Origin of the sequence: Pseudomonas machongensis, from assembly GCF_034961125.1 — a bacterium.
GTDB classification, from domain to species: domain Bacteria; phylum Pseudomonadota; class Gammaproteobacteria; order Pseudomonadales; family Pseudomonadaceae; genus Aquipseudomonas; species Aquipseudomonas machongensis.
In genome coordinates this window covers 466,059-484,321 of sequence record NZ_JAYFUI010000187.1, presented here as the reverse complement: position 1 = coordinate 484,321, position 18,263 = coordinate 466,059, and the positions used below count along the sequence as shown (strand labels likewise).

At 63.4% G+C, this 18,263-nt stretch carries 14 protein-coding genes and 1 pseudogene; 8 read left to right on the top strand and 7 right to left on the bottom strand.

Annotated elements, in window-relative coordinates; genetic code table 11:
- Window positions 1-25: 25 nt before the first annotated feature.
- Entirely contained in the window at window positions 26-1,345 is a 1,320-nt protein-coding gene (locus tag VA602_RS21080; RefSeq protein WP_151924765.1) for a Na+/H+ antiporter family protein, read from the bottom strand.
- Window positions 1,346-1,588: 243 nt separating this feature from the next.
- Between VA602_RS21080 and VA602_RS26870 the strand changes: the two are divergent.
- The 4 genes and pseudogenes from VA602_RS26870 to VA602_RS21065 all read left to right on the top strand — a co-directional run.
- Window positions 1,589-2,884: pseudogene (locus VA602_RS26870) on the top strand (HAMP domain-containing protein); the annotation flags it as partial.
- A gap of 102 nt (window positions 2,885-2,986) precedes the next feature.
- Window positions 2,987-3,742, top strand: coding sequence for a methyl-accepting chemotaxis protein (locus VA602_RS26865; protein WP_407682529.1), 756 nt, complete (start codon window positions 2,987-2,989; stop codon window positions 3,740-3,742).
- 122 nt (window positions 3,743-3,864) lie between these two features.
- Window positions 3,865-4,890, top strand: a complete 1,026-nt coding sequence (locus VA602_RS21070; protein WP_063544799.1) for an ABC transporter substrate-binding protein — start codon at window positions 3,865-3,867, stop codon at window positions 4,888-4,890.
- A 150-nt stretch (window positions 4,891-5,040) separates the two neighbouring features.
- A complete protein-coding gene (locus VA602_RS21065; protein WP_323454223.1) occupies window positions 5,041-6,126 on the top strand; it encodes a TerC family protein in 1,086 nt (361 codons plus the stop codon).
- 23 nt (window positions 6,127-6,149) lie between these two features.
- Here the strand turns inward: VA602_RS21065 and VA602_RS21060 are convergent, their stop codons facing one another.
- Entirely contained in the window at window positions 6,150-7,379 is a 1,230-nt protein-coding gene (locus VA602_RS21060; protein ID WP_112898160.1) for an acyl-CoA dehydrogenase, read from the bottom strand.
- A 142-nt stretch (window positions 7,380-7,521) separates the two neighbouring features.
- On the opposite strand from VA602_RS21060, the gene VA602_RS21055 reads away from it, so the two are divergent.
- The 4 genes from VA602_RS21055 to VA602_RS21040 all read left to right on the top strand — a co-directional run bounded on the left by VA602_RS21055 (window position 7,522) and on the right by VA602_RS21040 (window position 11,649).
- Window positions 7,522-8,460 (top strand): LysR family transcriptional regulator, encoded by a 939-nt coding sequence (locus tag VA602_RS21055; RefSeq protein WP_054891282.1) that lies wholly within the window; start codon window positions 7,522-7,524, stop codon window positions 8,458-8,460.
- Between the two features lie 93 nt (window positions 8,461-8,553).
- Window positions 8,554-9,597 carry a hypothetical protein gene (locus tag VA602_RS21050; RefSeq protein WP_125929799.1) on the top strand — a complete coding sequence of 348 codons (1,044 nt, stop codon included), beginning with the start codon at window positions 8,554-8,556 and terminating at the stop codon, window positions 9,595-9,597.
- A 159-nt stretch (window positions 9,598-9,756) separates the two neighbouring features.
- Window positions 9,757-10,911 carry a cysteine desulfurase family protein gene (locus VA602_RS21045; protein ID WP_323454222.1) on the top strand — a complete coding sequence of 385 codons (1,155 nt, stop codon included), beginning with the start codon at window positions 9,757-9,759 and terminating at the stop codon, window positions 10,909-10,911.
- Between the two features lie 105 nt (window positions 10,912-11,016).
- The gene (locus tag VA602_RS21040; protein ID WP_153773542.1) at window positions 11,017-11,649 is read left to right on the top strand and encodes a LysE family translocator; all 633 of its coding nucleotides are present in this window, start codon (window positions 11,017-11,019) and stop codon (window positions 11,647-11,649) included.
- A gap of 6 nt (window positions 11,650-11,655) precedes the next feature.
- On the opposite strand, the gene VA602_RS21035 is transcribed toward VA602_RS21040, so the two are convergent.
- The 5 genes from VA602_RS21035 to VA602_RS21015 are packed head-to-tail and all read right to left on the bottom strand — an operon-like array spanning window position 11,656 to window position 18,155.
- The gene (locus VA602_RS21035) at window positions 11,656-12,033 is read right to left on the bottom strand and encodes a response regulator (protein ID WP_054891278.1); all 378 of its coding nucleotides are present in this window, start codon (window positions 12,031-12,033) and stop codon (window positions 11,656-11,658) included.
- A gap of 44 nt (window positions 12,034-12,077) precedes the next feature.
- Window positions 12,078-13,304, bottom strand: a complete 1,227-nt coding sequence (locus VA602_RS21030) for a hybrid sensor histidine kinase/response regulator (RefSeq protein ID WP_063544794.1) — start codon at window positions 13,302-13,304, stop codon at window positions 12,078-12,080.
- Entirely contained in the window at window positions 13,298-13,873 is a 576-nt protein-coding gene (locus VA602_RS21025) for a chemotaxis protein CheB (RefSeq protein WP_323454221.1), read from the bottom strand. The genes VA602_RS21030 and VA602_RS21025 overlap by 7 nt, the downstream gene beginning before the upstream one ends.
- The gene (locus VA602_RS21020; RefSeq protein ID WP_323454220.1) at window positions 13,870-14,691 is read right to left on the bottom strand and encodes a CheR family methyltransferase; all 822 of its coding nucleotides are present in this window, start codon (window positions 14,689-14,691) and stop codon (window positions 13,870-13,872) included. Before VA602_RS21020 ends, VA602_RS21025 begins: the two co-directional genes overlap by 4 nt.
- Window positions 14,688-18,155 (bottom strand): response regulator, encoded by a 3,468-nt coding sequence (locus VA602_RS21015; RefSeq protein ID WP_323454219.1) that lies wholly within the window; start codon window positions 18,153-18,155, stop codon window positions 14,688-14,690. The genes VA602_RS21020 and VA602_RS21015 overlap by 4 nt, the downstream gene beginning before the upstream one ends.
- Window positions 18,156-18,263: the final 108 nt, after the last annotated feature.

The following is an 18,263-nucleotide window of genomic DNA, read 5'->3' as shown; positions in this document are numbered from 1 at the left end:
TTAGCGACAATCGATCCGATCGGGCCTAAAGCACCATCGCCGCTACCCAGCCAAACGCCAGCAGCGGCAGGTTGTAATGAATGAAGGTCGGCACCACCGTGTCCCAGATATGGTGATGCTGGCCATCGACGTTCAGGCCCGAGGTCGGCCCCAAGGTCGAGTCCGAGGCAGGCGAGCCAGCGTCGCCCAACGCACCGGCCGTGCCGACGATGCACACCGTGGCCAGCGGGTCGAAGCCCAACTGCACACACAGCGGCACGAAGATCGCGGCAAGAATCGGCACGGTGGAGAAGGACGAGCCGATGCCCATGGTCACCAGCAACCCCACCAGCAGCATCAGCAAGGCACCGATACCCTTGCTGTGGTCGATCCACTGCGCCGAGGTCTCGACCAGACTCTTCACCTCGCCGGTGGCCTTCATCACTTCGGCAAAGCCCGAGGCCGCGATCATGATGAAGCCGATCATGGCCATCATCTTCATGCCCTCGGTGAACAGATCGTCGGTCTCGCGCCAGCGCACGATGCCCGACAGCGAGAAGATCAGGAAACCGACCATCGCACCGATGATCATCGAATCCAGCCACAACTGGATGATGAATGCCGCAGCGATGGCTGCGCCGGCCACCAGCAACGTCAGTGGGTTGTACTGCACACTGACCTGCTCGACCTCTTCGATGCGCGCCAGGTCGTAGTCACGCTTGCGCCGGTAGCTGATGAACACCGCCACCAGCAGGCCAACCAGCATGCCCGCCGCCGGGATGGCCATGGCGTGGGTGACGTTGACGCCGCTGATGTCTACGCCCGCGCGGCTGACGTTGGCCAGCAGGATCTGGTTGAGGAAGATGTTGCCAAAACCCACGGGCAGGAAGATGTACGGAGTAATCAGGCCGAAGGTGATCACGCAGGCGATCAGGCGCCGGTCGATGCGCAGGCGTGTCAGCACGTACAAGAGCGGCGGCACCAACAGCGGGATGAAGGCGATGTGAATCGGCAGAACGTTCTGCGACGACACCGCAACCACCAGCATCAGGCCGATCAACAGCCACTTCAGCTTACCGCTCTGTGCCTGCCCCTGGCGGTCGATCATCGCCAGGGCGCGGTCAGCCAGGGCGTGAGCCAGGCCTGACTTGGCGATGGCCACGGCGAAGGCGCCGAGCAACGCGTACGACAACGCCACCGTTGCGCCGCCGCCCAGGCCGCCATTGAAGGCCGCGAGCGTGCCCTCGATCCCCAGGCCACCGACCAGGCCCCCGGTCAGGGCGCCAACGATCAGGGCGATGACCACATGCACGCGGGACAGGCTCAGTACCAGCATGATACCGACCGCGGCGATCACTGCATTCATGGTGTGCAATACCTCATTACGACAGACAAAAAGCGGGCGCTCCGGCGACAAGCTGCGCTGGGCAGCGGCCGGACCAGGGGTGTTGTTATGGAGGGCGCACACTCTGAAGCACTGGGGGGAGGATGTCAAAACTGCCGAGGGATGGCGTTTGTATAGGCGCTTTTATCTTTATTGAACGTTCATATAAAGAAAAACCCGATTCCGCCGAAACAGTCGTCAGCCCCAGCTCTACTATTACAAGGGATGTACACCATGCCGTTGCGTCAACTTTCCATCCAATGGAAGATCACCCTGCTCGCCGGGCTGTGCCTAGCCAGCATCGTCACATTGCTCGTCGGCCTCTCGTTGTATCGCATGGACCACAGCTCGGATCTGGTCAAAGCCAGCAGCTCGCAGATGCTCACCGAATCCGCCCAGGCCCGTATCGAATCTCAAGGCGAGGTCCAGGCCCTGAGCATTCGCCGTCAGTTCATGGACGCCTACCAGTACGGTGCCGGCTTCGCCCGTCAGGTCCTGTTCCTGCGCGAACAGGCCGAAAAGCGCTTCATCGACGCCCACGACCTGCGCCAGGACATGACCGCCCAAGTCCGCGCCGCCCTGCAGGCCAACCCCGAGCTGCTCGGCCTTTCGCTGGTATTCGAAGCCAACGCCCTGGACGGCAAGGACAAACTGTTCAGCGGCCTCGCCGAGCTTGGCAGCAACGAAACCGGGCGCTTCGCCCTGTACTGGTCGCAGCCGCGCGCGAGCCAACTGACCGCCATGGCGTTGCCCGAGCGTGATATGGCCAACACCCAGATCGGCCCCAGCGGCGAGGCGGCCAATACCTGGTGGGCCTGCCCGCGCAGCACCGGCAAGGTCTGCGTGATCGAGCCCTACTTCTATGAGATCGCTGGCCAGCAAGTGCTGATGACCAGCATCGTCTTCCCGCTGATGGTGGACGGCAAGGTGATCGGTACCCTGTCCATCGACACCAACCTGAACAGCTTGCAGGCCCTGAGCGAAGACGCCAGCCGCAGCCTCTACGAAGGTCGCACCAAGGTCGGCATCCTCAGCCCTGCGGGCCTGTTGGCCGGCTACAGCCCGGACGCCGGCAAGCTGGCCGAGCGCTTCGACCAGGTCGATACCCGCCAGGGCGCCGAGCTGGTGCGCAAGCTGACCGCCGGCAAGCTGCAGGTGCTTCACGACCAGCAACGCCTGAAGGTACTGGCCGCGTTCGCACCGATTCCCGGCGGCAAGCCTTGGGGTGTGCTGCTCGACGTACCGGAAAGCGCCCTGACCGGCCCTGCCGACGCGCTCAAGCGCGAACTCGACGTGCTCAACACCAGCGGCACCCTGCTCGAGCTGGGCCTGGGCCTGGCTGCGGCGATCGCCGGCCTGCTGGCGGTGTGGCTGATGGCGCGCGGGGTAACCCGGCCGATCCTCGGCGTGGCAGCGATGCTCAAGGATATCGCCAGCGGCGAAGGTGACCTGACCCGTCGCCTGAACTACGACAAGCGCGACGAACTGGGTGAGCTGGCCGGCTGGTTCAACCGCTTCCTCGACAAACTGCAACCCACCATCGCCGAGGTCAAACGCTCAGTGCAGGCAGCACGCGGCACGGCCGACCAGTCTGCTGCCATCGCCAGCGAAACCAGTGCGGGCATGGAGCAGCAGTACCGCCAGGTCGACCAGGTCGCGACCGCCTCCCACGAAATGAGCGCCACCGCCCAGGACGTCGCCCGCAGCGCGGCCCAGGCAGCGCAAGCCGCGCGCGATGCCGACCAGGCCACCCGCGAAGGCCTGGCCGTGATCGATCGGACCACTGACAGCATCGATGCGCTGGCCGCCGACATGAGCAGCGCCATGGCCCAGGTCGAGGGGCTGGCGCAAAACAGCGAGACGATTGGTTCGGTGCTGGAGGTGATTCGCTCCATCGCCGAGCAGACCAACCTGTTGGCCCTCAATGCGGCCATCGAGGCCGCGCGCGCCGGGGAAGCCGGGCGTGGTTTCGCAGTGGTCGCCGACGAAGTCCGCAACCTCGCGCGGCGTACCCAGGAGTCGGTGGAAGAGACCCGCCAGGTGATCGAGTCGCTGCAGGCCGGCACCCGTGAAGTGGTTGGCGCCATGGACAGCAGTCATCGCCAGGCCCAGGGCGGCGTGGAGCAGGTCGGCCAAGCGGTCACCGCGCTGCAGCGCATCGGCCAGGCGGTCACCGTGATCAGCGACATGAACCTGCAGATCGCCTCGGCCGCCGAGGAACAGAGCGCGGTGGCCGAAGAGATCAACAGTAACGTGGCCACCATCCGCGACGTGACCGAATCGCTGTCAGGTCAGGCCAATGAGTCGGCGCGGGTCAGCCAGTCGCTGAACAGCCTGGCCAACCAGCAGCAGGGGCTGATGGACCAGTTCCGGGTCTGAACACGCCTGCGCGGTGCCAGCCTGGCATCGCGCAGGGATCGGCGCCAGCCGCCGAACCAAGCCACTGGCCTCGTCGTCTACACTTTGCCCGACCCCACGAATTGGCAATCGACGAGGCCATCATGAAGAAAATTCCAACCTTGCTGGCCGGCCTGATGCTTGCGCTGGGCCTGGCCAGTACCGACAGCGCCGCACGCGCCGAGTCAGCCAAACCCATCCAGTTCGGCGCCATTGGCTGGGAAAGCGGCGCCCTGACCACCGAAATCCTGCGCCTGATCGTCGAGAACGGTTACGGCTACCCCACCGATACCCTCCCCGGCAGCACCGTCAGCATGGAAGTCGCGCTGGCGAAAAACGACCTGCAAGTGATCGCCGAGGAATGGGCCGGACGCAGCCCGGCCTGGGTCGAGGCCGAGAAAAAGGGCGAGGTGTTCGCCTTGGGCGACACCGTGAAGAACGCAGTCGAAGGCTGGTATGTGCCGGCATACGTAATCGAAGGCGACCCGGCGCGCAACCTGAAGCCGCTGGCGCCAGAACTCAAGAGCGTCGCCGACCTCAAGCGCTATGCGCAGGTATTCAAAGATCCCGAGGCGCCGACCAAGGGTCGCTTCCTCAACAGCCCAAGCGGCTGGACTTCAGAGATCGTCAACAGCCAGAAGCTCAAGGCCTACGGGCTCGATGGGCTCTACAGCAATTTCCGCACCGGCTCAGGCGCCGCCCTCGACGCCGAGGTCAGCTCGGCTGTTCGCCGTGGCCAACCGGTACTGTTCTATTACTGGAGCCCGACGCCGCTGATGGGCCGCTTCGATTTCGTACGCCTGGAAGAGCCACCTTATGACGCCCAGGCCTGGGCCACCTTGACCGATCCGGCCAACCCCGCCCCACGTGGCAGCAGTTCGCTGCCCGCCAAACTGTCGATTGGTGTGTCGAAGGCCTTCAAGACCCAATACCCGGACCTGGTGGCCTTGTTCGAAAAGGTCGACTTGCCGATCGACACCCTCAACCAGGCCCTGGCCATCATGAGCGAGAAACGCCAGGACCCGCGGGAGGCGGCCAAGGTATTCCTGCGCGAGCATCCGCAGGTCTGGAAAGCCTGGATGCCGCCCGCAGTGGCGCAGAAAGTCGGCGACGCGCTTGGGAAACCGTGATCAGGCAAAGAAATGTAACACCCCTCCCCCTTGGCTCCGGCCCTCCATGGACTAGGCTTACACCCATGTGATGCCGGGCCCCTCTGACGGTTTGCGCCGCCATGTCGGAATCACTGTTGCCATGCAACGTCGACAATCAAGGAGGGGCTCATGACAGCTCTGCAGACATTCCTCACAACACCCCTGCTCGGCACCAGCACCTGGCTGTGGCTGGTATTCGTCACCATCGTCATCGCTCTGCTGGTCCTCGACCTGGGCGTGCTGCACCGCCAGGAACGCGAAATCGAAATGCGCGAAAGCCTGCTGCTGTACTCGGGCTACTTCAGCGTGGGCGTACTGTTCGGGGTATGGGTGTGGTACGAGCTTGGCGCCCAGTCGGCATTGGAGTTCTACACGGGCTTCCTGGTCGAGCAGTCGCTGTCGATGGACAACGTGTTCGTCATGGCGATGATCTTCAGCTTCTTCGCCATCCCTCGCCGTTACCAGCACCGCGTGCTGTTCTGGGGCATCCTCGGCGTGGTAGTGCTGCGTGCACTCATGATTGGCGTGGGCGCCGCGCTGGTACAGAACTTCGCCTGGGTACTCTACCTGTTCGGTGCGTTCCTGCTGTTCACCGGGGTGAAGATGGCGCTTTCCAAGGAAGACAGCCATCCGGACCTGGCCAACAACCCGGTGCTGCGCTTCGTGCGCAGGCACATGCGGGTCACTGACCAGATCCACGGCAAGCACTTCTTCGTCCGTCTCACGCCCCCCGGCCAGAGCAAGGCGCTACGTTACGCCACCCCACTGTTCCTCGCCCTGGTGCTGATCGAGCTGGCCGACCTGGTGTTTGCCGTCGACAGCGTGCCGGCGATCTTCGCCATCACCCAGGACCCGTTCATCGTCTACACCTCGAACATCTTCGCCATCCTCGGGCTGCGCTCGCTGTACTTCGCCCTGTCAGCCTTGATGCACCGTTTCGTCTACCTCAAGTACGCCCTGGCGATGGTGCTGATCTTCATCGGGTGCAAGATCTTCTATCACGGGTTGGTGGGCAAGGTGCCGGCGCTGCTGTCGCTGGGCGTGACATTCGGCTTGCTGCTGGGCGGCGTGGTGCTGTCGCTGTTCAAGACTCGAGGCAGCGAAGGACAAGAACCTGCCTTGGCCCAGGACAGCCCGAGCAAGGCCGAAGCGGAACCTGGCGACGCCGCGCCAGGGTCATCCACGGCCTCCACCACGAACCACACCGGTCCTTGACGGCAAGCACCTGCCCAGCGGGCTCACTGCCCGCCGCGCAGCATCTCCTTGGGCACATACTTGCCGATCTCGTACTTGCCGATCGCGGCCCGATGCACTTCGTCGGGCCCGTCGGCCAGGCGCAGGGTGCGCTGCATGGCATACATGTAGGCCAGCGGGAAGTCGCCGCTGACGCCCGCACCGCCATGAATCTGGATTGCCCGGTCGATCACCTTGAGCGCGACGTTCGGCGCCACCACCTTGATCTGGGCAATCTCGCTACGCGCCACCTTGTTGCCAGCGGTATCCATCATGTACGCCGCCTTGAGGGTCAACAAGCGCGCCATATCGATTTCCATCCGCGAGTCGGCGATCTTGTCGACGTTGCCGCCCAACCGGGCCAGCGGCCGACCGAAGGCGGTACGGCTTACCGCACGCTTGCACATCAGCTCCAGGGCACGCTCAGCCATGCCGATCGAACGCATGCAATGGTGGATACGCCCCGGCCCCAGGCGCCCCTGGGCAATCTCGAAACCGCGCCCTTCGCCAAGGATGACGTTCTCGTAAGGTACGCGCACGTTGTCGAACAGCACCTCGGCATGACCATGGGGTGCGTCGTCGTAACCGAACACCGGCAGCGGGCGAACGATCTTCACCCCGGGGGCGTCGGTGGGCACCAGCACCATCGAATGCTGCTGATGGCGCGGGCCATCGGGGTTGGACAGCCCCATGAAGATCATCACCTTGCAGCGCGGGTCGCAGGCGCCGGAGGTCCACCACTTGCGTCCGTTGATTACCCACTCGTCACCATCACGCACGGCGGTGGCAGCCATGTTGGTGGCATCGGAGGAAGCCACATCAGGTTCGGTCATGGCAAAGGCCGAGCGGATCTCGCCACGCAGCAGCGGTTCCAGCCACTGCTGCTTCTGCGCCTCGCTGCCATAACGCACCAGCACTTCCATGTTGCCGGTATCCGGCGCCGAGCAGTTGAACGGCTCTGGCCCCAGCAGCGAGCGCCCCATGATCTCGGCCAGCGGTGCGTACTCCAGGTTGGTCAGCCCCGCGCCGTACTCGGACTCAGGCAGAAAGAGGTTCCACAGCCCTTCAGTCCGGGCCTTGGCCTTGAGCTCTTCCATGATCGCGGTGGGCTGCCAGCGGTCACCCTCGGCAACCTGGCGCTCGAACACCGCTTCGGCGGGATAGACATAGGCGTCCATGAACGCTGTGACGCGCTCGCGCAGAGCCTGGACCTTGGGCGTATAGGCGAAATCCATCTGGGCTACCTTTGCGGAATGAAGAACATGCAGCAGAGCCTAGAGCAGTGCAGGTCAATCCACCTAGTCTATTTTCGGCGTGTATTAACATTCATAACCGATATATGATCGGCGAATAACATCAACAACGCGTGGCGCCCTTATGAACCTCAGCAAGGTCGATCTCAACCTGTTCATCGTCTTCGACGCCATCTACACCGAAGCCAACCTGACCCGTGCCGGGCAGATCGTCGGCATCACTCAGCCTGCCGTATCCAATGCCCTGTCACGCCTGCGCGAAACCTTCAACGACCCGCTGTTCGTGCGCACCGCCCAAGGCATGGTGCCGACACCGATGGCACAGAACATCATCGGCCCGGTGCGTAATGCCCTGGCCCTGCTGCGTACCTCGGTGCAGGAAAGCCGAATCTTCAATCCGCAACAGGCCAGCAAGACCTTCCGCATCAGCATGACCGACCTCACCGAAGCGGTGGTCTTGCCGCTGCTGTTCCAGCGTTTGCGCCGCCTGGCGCCGGGGGTGGTGATCGAGAGCTTCCTGTGCAAGCGGCGCGAGACCACCAAGGAGCTGGCCGCAGGTCGCCTGGACTTCGCTGTCGATGCCCCGCTGAACACCGATCCACAGGTGCGCCACGTCAAGCTGATGCAGGACCGCTATGTCTGTGCCCTGCGCCAAGGCCACCCCTTGGGCGAGGCCAAGCTGACCCTCGACAGCTACCTGGGCATGACCCATATCCATATTTCCAGCCGTCGCAACGGCCTGGGCTACGTCGATCTGGCACTGGGCAAGATGGGCGTGCAGCGCAAGATCGCGCTGCGCTCCCAGCACTACCTGATGGCCTCGCAGGTGCTGCAGCAGACCGACATGGTGATGACCGTCCCTGAGCGTTTCGCACGCCGCCATCAGTTGCGCTACCTGACGCTGCCGGTAGAAGTCCCGCCACTGGAAACGCACCTGTACTGGCATGAAAGCACTGACCAGGACCCGGCCAACCGCTGGATGCGCGAGCAGATCATCGAACTGTGCCAGCAGGTGGTGGCGCAGGATGAGCGGGAGATTGCCGCGCAGGCCGCTGCCGACTGAGCGAAGGCGGTGCATTCGATGATGGCACACTGGACGAACGGTGCCATCACCTCTAGCATCTGCGCCGCCCTCACCCAACGCTCAAGGACGATCATGCTCGCCACCGCAGCACGCTCCATCACTCTGGTTGCCGCTTGCGCACTGCTCGGCGCCTGCAGCTTCAACGGCACCTACCAGGACAGCAGCCGCACTGACGCGGCAAAACTGCGCTACGTCTCCAACACCTCCAACTCGACGCTGGATGTCTACCGGGGTCCCCGATGCGAGGGCAGCACCACCGGCCTGCTCAACAACTTCCTGGCCAGAGACACTCGCCGTCGCGCCGACATGCGCGTGCCGCCCACCGCCGACACCCGTGGCTACCTGGAGATCCGCCTGGAGCCCGACCAGCCACTCTATCTGTTTGTCAACACCTTGAGCACCGGTGGCGCGCCCTGCTCGATCGGGGTCACCTTCACCCCCGCCGCCGGTTCGGAGTACGAAGTGAGCGTCGACCGCAGCGACGGTTACTGCATGCTTCAACTCACCCGCCTGCAACGCATCGACGGCAAGGATGTACGCATCCCCTACCCGCTGAACGATGAGCCCCTGGCAAGCTGTAGCGGCACCTCGCCGCTGTTCCCGCTACCGCCCACTCCGCTGCCTGCCTCCGTGCAACGCAGCGCGATGATCGAAAGCCTCATCAATGACAGCCTGGCCTCGTCCGGCGCAGTGATCGACATACTGCAAGCCGGCAACCTGCAGCAACCTCCGGCCGATCAGCAGATCGCCGAACGTCGCAAGGCCTTGGGCAATGCCACGCTGCCCGATGCCTACTGGGACCAGTACCGCGCCAATCTGCAGCATTTCGAGCAAGCCCTTGGCCAGGTCAAGCCCCTCGCCCAGGCCAGATTCCGCGACAATAACCGCAAGTACCTCAACAGCGTGCAGGACCAGCAGTTGCAGATCTGGGCGGGTCTGGAGTTGGGTAACCGCTACAATAGCCGCGAGGTTCGCATGCGCGACATGAGCCGTTACTACGCGCGGGTCTACCGCCAGATCACCGCTGAAGCGAAGCTCGAACACCTGCGGGCCATGGCGCAGCTTGACCGGCAATACGGCGTTTGCGAACGCTTCGAAGGGTGCTGGAGGCTTTGATGCAACGGCCAGCCAGAATAGTTTTCTCCTGGCTGGCCTCAAGGAGAAAAATATTTCTACGGAACACTGAGAAAGGCGAAAACAAGAAAAACTTCTTCCCTCGCGGCTCCCCTAGCATGCTCACATCATTCTTCAGCCTCTGCTCGCACGGTCCCACCTATGCCCAACTCGCCGCTGTACCTCGACTACGCCGCCACCACCCCAGTCGATGACCGGGTCATCGAAAGCATGCTTGCCTGCATGGGCCGCCAGGCGCATTTCGGCAATCCTGCGTCCAGCGGTCACGCCTTCGGCCAGACCGCCCGCGAGTTGGTGGAACAGGCCCGTCGCCAGGTCGCCGAACAGGTCGGCGCGGCGCCCGAATCGCTGGTATGGACGTCCGGTGCCACCGAGTCGAACAACCTCGCCCTCAAGGGCATCGCCCAGGGCGCCGGCCAGCCCGGTCACTTGATCACCAGCCAGTTGGAACACAAGGCCGTGCTCGACACGGCCGCCGAACTGGAGCGCCAGGGCTGGGCGGTCACAAGGCTGGCGCCGGGTGCACAGGGGCTGATACAGCCCGAAGCCGTCCAGGCCGCCCTGCGTGCCGACACCCGCCTGGTATCGCTGATGGCGGTCAACAACGAGCTGGGCACCACCACCGACTTCGGCCGGATCGGCGAATGCGTACGCGCACACGGCGCACTGTTGCATGTGGATGCCGCCCAGGCCGTGGGCAAGGTCAGCATCGACCTGGCGCGCCAAGCCGTCGACCTGATGTCGTTTTCCGCACACAAGGCCTATGGCCCCAAGGGCATTGGCGCACTGTACGTCGGCAGCCGCGCGCGCCCCAGCCTGCAGGCGCAGATGCATGGTGGCGGCCATGAAGGCGGGCTGCGCTCCGGAACGCTGCCGGGGCATCAGATCGTCGGCATGGGAAGTGCCTTCGCCCTGGCCGGCGCCCTGGCCGCAAGCGAGCACGAGCGGATCAAGGCACTGTCGCAACGCCTGCGTGACGGCCTGCTGGCCTTGCCGGGTGTGAGCCTCAACGGTTGTGCCGAACACCGTATCCCGCACACCTTGAACCTGTGCATCGAGGCCAAGGGCTTCAGCAGTGCGGCATTGGCGAGCGAACTGGCCATTTCCACGACCTCGGCGTGCAACTCGGCCAGTAACGCCGCATCCCACGTGCTGCTGGCCCTGGGGCTGAGCGAGCAGCAGGCACGCAGCAGCGTACGCATCAGCCTGGGGCGCTACAGCACCGAGGCCGATGTGGACAAGGCGCTCGAGGTGTTCGGGCGGGTCATTGCAGCGGGCGCCGTGGCGCTCTGGTAGCGACGCCTTCTATCAGGTACGGACAGTGAAGAAAAACCCATTGCCATGGCATCCGGCGCCGATTACTGGCATCTTGGCGCTTTCCCCTGCGAAGGAACGCGTTCCATGGCATTGCATCTCTGGCTGACGTTTTCCCTGGCCTATCTGATCACCTCGCTCACCCCGGGCCCCAACGTCCTGCTGACCGTACGCAACGCTCTGCGTTACGGCCCGTCCGGCATGGGCATGACGCTGCTGGGCAACCTCAGTGCGCAGTTGCTGCTGATCAGCGGTGTGGCGATGGGCGTCGGTGCGTTATTGATCTCGCTGCCGGCGGCATTTCTGGCGTTGAAGCTGGTGGGTGCGGGGTATCTGATCTATCTGGGCCTGCGTCAGTTGCTGTCACGGGACAAGCCCAAGCTGCCCGCAGGCGAGATCACCCCGGTAGCGCCACGCGCGAAATGGCGGATCGGTGTCGAAGCCTTCCTGGTGTCGGCGAGCAACCCCAAGACCTTGGTGTTCTTCTGCGCCTTCCTGCCGCAGTTCCTTGAACCTGGCCGGCCGATCTTCGGCCAGTTCGCAGCAATGTTCATCAGTATCGCGGCCATCGTCGGGCTGGTGCATTCGTTCTACTGCTTCACCGCCTACCGCTTCGGCCAGCGCCTGAAGGCCTCGCGCCTGGCAGCCTGGTTCAAACGCGCCACCGGTGCGCTGTTCATCGGGCTGGGTGTGCGATTGCTCAGCACCAAGGCGGTGTAAGGCGCGTTATCTGAGCAATGCCTGGATCTGTTCATGCAGGGTGTCGAGGTCGAACGGTTTGGCCAGGATCGGCGCCTTGCGCGCGATCGGGCTGCCAGACTCGAGGATCTCCGCGGGATAGCCGCTGATGAAGATCACCTTGAGGTCCGGGCGCAGCTTGACCGCAGGCTCGGCGATATCAACCCCGGAAATCCCGCCTGGCAGGCGAAAGTCCGTGACCATCAGGTCCAGGTGCGGCTTGCTCGCCAGAATCGCGAACGCCTGCTCACCATTCTCGGCCACCAGCACGTGATAGCCCTCGCCCGCCAGGTAGTCGCGCAGGATCATCCGGATGACCGGTTCGTCCTCGACCACCAGCACCACATCTTGTGCATCTTCGCTCATGACAACGCCTTGAATTTCAAATAGTTGGCCATCTGACCACCAGGTCACACAGAGGTTGCCTGCGCCTGGTCACTTTGTTGATCGGCCGTCGCCAGCGGCAGCAGGATGCTGAACGTCGCACCCTGCCCCTCTTGGCTCTCGACCTGGATTCGTCCACCGTGGGCCTGCACGATCTGCTCGGAAATATACAAGCCAAGCCCCAATCCACCACTGGCCTGGTGCGCCGCAACCCGCTCGAACTGCTGGAAGATCCGCTGCTGGTTGGCGGCACTGATGCCGATGCCGTGATCCTGGACCTGCACACAGGCCATGCCGGTTTGTTCGAACACCCGCACCTGGACTGGGCGTCGCTCGCCATAGCGCAAGGCATTGGACAGCAAGTTGGCGAGCACCTGCTCGATACGGAACTCGTCCCACTCCCCCTGCAGCGCGTCGCAGCGTTGCAGCTCGATGTGGGTGTCCAACGCCGTTGCCTGGGCCGAGAAGTTCTCCACCAGGCCGCGCACCAACTGCGACAGGTCGAACAGCCGCGGGCGGATCGACAGCTTGCCGGTGCGGATGCGCGATACGTCGAGCATGTCCTCGATCAGCCGGATCAAGCTGTTGATCTGCCGTTCGTCACGCTCGACCATCGCATGCAGGTGGGTTTCGCTGAACGCCGCGAGGTTGCCCCGCGACAAATGCATCTTGCGCAGCTGGGTCTCCAGGATCAGGCCGTTGAGCGGCGTGCGCACTTCGTGGGAAACGATCGACATGAAGTCATCGCGCATGCGCACCGCACGCTCCAGCTCGCTGCGTGCCACCTGCAGCTGGGCAAGCAGTTGCTCCTGCTCCTGCCGGCTGCGCTCGAGCGCTTCCAACTGACGCCCGAGCACCTGGCGCTGGCGATAAAGGTCGACGAACACCGACACCTTGCTCTTGACCGCCTGGGTGTCCAACGGCTTGTGCAGGAAGTCCACCGCGCCGCTCTCGTAGCCCTTGAAGGCGTAGTTCATCTCGCGGCCAGCAGCGCTGACGAAGACGATCGGAATGTTCTTGGTCTTCTCCATGCCGCGCATCAGCTCGGCCAGCTCGAAACCATTCATGCCCGGCATCTGCACATCGAGGATGGCCAGGGCGAACTCGTGCTCGAGCAGCAGCGACAAGGCCTGCTCGGCCGACTGGGCGCGGTGCACCTCACGGTCCTCACCCTGGATCAGGGCATCGAGGGCCAGCAGGTTTTCCGGCAGATCGTCGACGATCAGCAGTTTGGCGATGATGTGGCTTAGCATGCGCTGGGTTCCAGGGTGGCGAGCAACTGCCCGATACCGCTCAGAGAAAGAATATGGTCGGGGCGATGCAGGGCCAGTGCGGCCTCCGGCATCAGCGCAACCTGTGCGTCGCGGGGGTCCTGGACCACGGTCCGGCCTCCGCACTTCTTGATGTAGGCAAGGCCCTCGGCGCCATCTTCGTTGGCACCGGTGAGCAGCACGCCGAGCAGCCCTTCGCCATAGGCATCGGCAGCCGAGGCGAAAAGGAAGTCGATCGCCGGGCGCGAAAAGTGTACCGGTGCCTCCTGGCTCAGCGACAGGCTCAGGTCGCACTCCACCGACAGGTGATAACCGGGCGCTGCAACATAGATCTGCCCGGCCTCGATCCGTTCCTTGTCACGAGCCTCGCGCACCGGGCGATGCAACCGGCGCTGCAGCACCTGGGCCAGTTGGCTGTGACGGTCATCCGGCAGGTGCAGCACACACAGCACCGGCTGGGCGAAGCCCTCTGGCAAGCCGCCAAGCACCTCGAACAAGGCCGCGACGCCGCCGGCCGAGGCGCCGATGACCACTGCGCGCACGCCGTTCATGTCTTGCGGTAGATCCGCTCGGGCCTGACCAAAGGCTCGAAGCGGTTGCTGTAGGCCGAAAAATCCACCGACTCCTTGCCGCCCAGGAACAGGAAGCCGCGATGGCACAACGACTCGTGGAACAGCCCCAGGGCACGGTCCTGCAAGTCTTTGTTGAAGTAGATCAGCACATTGCGGCATGACACCAACTGGGTTTCGGAAAACACGCTGTCGGTGGCCAGGCTGTGGTCGGCGAAAGTCACGTTGTCGCGCAGGCTGCTGTCCATGATGGCGTTGCCGTAGGCGGCAGTGTAGTACTCGGAGAAGTCGCGCCGCCCTCCGGCCTTGCGGTAGTTCTCCTCGTACTCGCGCAGGCTTTGCATCGAGTAGATGCCCTGCTTGGCCTTCTCCAGCGAGCTGGGGTTGATGTCGGTGGCGTAGATGATGGTGCGCTCCAGCAACCCTTCCTCGCGCAGCAGGATGGCCATGGAGTACACCTCCTCTCCCGTGCTGCAACCGGCGATCCAGATCTTCAGTGAGGGCCAGGTGCGCAGCAGCGGCACCACCTCCTCGCGCAAGGCGAGGACGTGGTCGGGGTCGCGGAACATCTCGCTGACCGGGATCGTCAGGTATTGCAGCAACTGCATGAACATGCCCGGGTCGTGCAGTACCCGCTCCTGCAGCGCAGTCACGGTACGACAGTCGAACTGTCGCAGGGCATGGAGGATCCGGCGCTTGATCGACGCGCCTGAGTAGTCACGGAAGTCGTAGCTGTACTTGAGGTAGATCGCCTCGATCAGCAGCCGGATCTCGATATCGGTGTTGCGTTCGCTAGTCAAATTCGCTCCAGTTGCGGCAGCCAGACGCGGATCAGGGAGAACAGGCGATCAAGGTCGATCGGCTTGGCCAGGTAATCGTTGGCACCCGCCTGCAGGCAACGCTGCTGGTCATCCTTCATGGCCTTGGCCGTCACGGCGATGATCGGCAGCTTGCGCCAACGGGGCTGCTGGCGGATCAGCCGGGTCGCTTCATAGCCGTCCATTTCCGGCATCATCACGTCCATCAGTACCAGGTCGACATCATCGTGCTGCTCAAGACGCTCCAGCGCTTCACGGCCGTTGCGCCCGATCTCGACGATAGCGCCCTTGTGCTCCAGGGCACTGGTCAGGGCGAAGATGTTACGCACATCGTCGTCCACCAGCAGGATCTTGCGCCCCTCGAACACCTTGTCGCGGCTGCGCGCGGTCTTGAGCATGCGCTGGCGCTCGTGGGACAGTTGCGACTCGACCTTGTGCAGGAACAGCGTCACTTCGTCGAGCAGGCGCTCCGGCGAGCGCGCGCCCTTGATGATGATCGAACGCGAGTACTTGAGCAGGTCGGCTTCTTCTTCGCGGGTCAGGTTCCGCCCGGTGTAGACGATCACTGGCGGGAAGCTGCGGATGTCTTCGGCCGTCATGCGCTTGAGCAGCTCGTTGCCGAGCATGTCGGGCAGCTTGAGATCGATGATCATGCAGTCGTAGATGTTCTCGCGCAGCAGCTCCAGGGCCTCCTGGGCCATGGCCACGGCGGTGATCTCGATGTCGTCGTCGCCGATCAGGCGGGCGATGCTCTCGCGCTGCAGGTCGTCGTCCTCCACCAACAGGATGTGCTTGAGCTTCTGCGTCAGCTTGGCTTCCAGGCGGTTGAACACCTCCTTGAGCTCCTCGCGGCTGGCCGGCTTGACCGCGTAGCCCACCGCGCCCATGTGCATGGCGGCCTCGACGCGGTCTTCCACCGAGATGATGTGCACGGGGATGTGCCGGGTGTTGGCCTGTTCCTTGAGGCGCTGTAGGACAGTGAGCCCGGAATGGTCGGGCAGACGCATGTCCAGCAGCACGGCATCAGGCACGTACTGTGCCGCCAGGGCGAAGCCTTCGTCGGCGCCATGGGCGACCAGGCAGTTGTAGCCCAGTTCATGGGCCAGGTCGTAGAGGATCCGGGCGAAATTCGGCTCGTCCTCGATCACCAGGATGCAGCGATTGGCGAACGGCGCCTGCTCGCGATCGTCGGCAAATGCGGGAATCGGCAGCGGCTGTTGAGGTGCAGCCAGCGCGCGCGGTGGCGGCGGCAATTGATCGAGGGTCGGGCGCAGGCTGTGGGCCTCTTCCTGTCCATCCACCGATTCGTAGCGCTCGGGAATGATCAGGCTGAACACGCTGCCCTGGCCGGGACTGCTGTCGACGCTGATCTGGCCACCGAGCAAGTGCGCCAGGTCGCGTGAGATCGACAGGCCCAGACCGGTGCCACCATAGCGGCGGTTGCTGGTGCCGTCGACCTGATGGAAAGCACCGAAGATTGCCTGTTGCTGGTCGGCGGCGATACCGATGCCGCTGTCACGCACGGCAAAGACGATGCCCATGCCGACCTGATGACTGATGTTCAGGCTTACCTGACCACGCTCGGTGAACTTGATGGCGTTGGACAGCAGGTTCTTGAGGATCTGCTCCAGACGCTGTCGGTCGGTGAACAGGGTCGCCGGCACCTGCGACTCCAGCTTCACCTCGAAACTCAGGCCCTTGTCATCGGCCAGCGGCTGGAACATGCCGCGCAGTCCTTCGACCAGGCGCACCATCTGGGTGGTCTCAGGACGCACTTCGAGCTTGCCCGCCTCGACCTTGGCGATGTCGAGAATATCGTTGATCAGGTTGAGCAGATCGTTGCCAGCCGAATAGATCGACTCGGCAAACTTGACCTGTTCCTGGCTGAGGTTGCCCTCGCCATTCTCGGCCAGCAGCTTGGCCAGGATCAGCGAACTGTTGAGCGGCGTGCGCAGCTCGTGGGACATATTGGCGAGGAATTCGGACTTGTACTTGCTGGAACGCTGCAAGTCCTCGGCACGCGCCTGCAGTTCCACTTGCGCAGCATTGAGCTCGCTGTTCTTGCGGTCCAGGGCGACGGTGCGCTCGGCCAGTTGCTCGTTGGTCTGCTCGAGCTCGGCCTGCTGGGTCTCCAGGTGGGCCTGGGACTCCTTGAGCACCCGCGACTGCTCTTCAAGCTCCTCGTTCGCCGTCTTGAGCTCCTCTTGCTGGACCTGAAGTTCTTCATTCAATTGTTGAGTTTCGGCAAGCACTTCCTGCAGGCGCTGGCGATAGCGCGCGCTCTCAAGGGAGATGCCGAGGTTTTCGCTGATCCGTTCCAGCAATTCGACATCACGCTCCTGCAGCGGTCGCAGGAAGCCCAGTTCGAGTACGCCATTGACCTGGTTGTTGTCACTGGCCGGCGCCAGCAAGGCACTGCGCGGCAGCCCGCTGCCCAGGCCGGAGCTCAGCCGGTAGTAATCCTGCGGCAGGTCATCCAGACGCAGCACGCGACGCTCGCGCACCACCTGGGCCAGCAGTCCATCGTGCTCGGCCATTACCTGCTCGCGCCCCTGCTGTTCGGCATCGAGCCCATAGCTGGCCACGCGCACCAGGCGCCCATGACTGTCACGGATATACAGTGCACCGACCACACTACCCAAGTAGCCGGCGAAGAAGCGCAAGATGTTGTCCCCCAGCATGGTCAGCGTCAGTTGCCCAATGACCTCCTGCCCCAACTGGGTCTGCCCGTTGCGCAACCAGGCCTGGTGTTCCAGACGCTCGGCCGAACGCTGCTGCGCCTGCAGGTTGCTGACATAGCTTTCGGACAGTGCCAACAAGTCACGCCGCCCCAAGTAGGCCAGCAGCGCACTGAGGCCGACGATGAACAGCACGAATGCGCTGATCGCGGTGATGGTGACCGTGCTGACCTTCTCGTTGCGCGCCATGCGCAACTGCTGTTCGGTGGCAACGAAGTCGTCGAATTCCTTGCGGATCTCGTCAGTGATGCGCTTGCCGCGACCATTGCCGATTATGCCGCGAAAATCGCCCTGGTCGCGGCGCACCTTGATCAGTTCGCTACCGAACTCGTTCCAGGCACGCTGAAGGGCCACCAGCCGGTCGATGCGATCGACCTGCGGTGGGTTGTCCAGGACCATGCCACGCAGGCTGTCCAGACTGCTGAAGATTCTCGGCTTGGCCACCTCGTAGGGGTCGAGGAAGCGCTCGTCGCCGGTGATCAGAAAACCGCGCATGCCGGTTTCCATGTCGATCGACAGCTTGACCGTTTCGTTGGCATTGCCAATCACCCGATCAGTGTGCTCGACCCACTGCATGGCCGAGAGCAAATAGTTGATCACCGCAACGAAGGCGACGGCGCCCAGCAGGCCGACACCCAACGGGAGGCCGACGTTACGGCTCAGCAGCTTGCGAAAACTGCGTTGATCCATGGAGGCTGCTTGAATCATCTGATAACGCCCGAGCGAAATAAGTCCATTGAACAGTGTGTGGCCACTACATTCAGTAATTGTTGTATGCCGCTGCCACCCCCGCACCTGGTGCGAGTCTAACCAGCT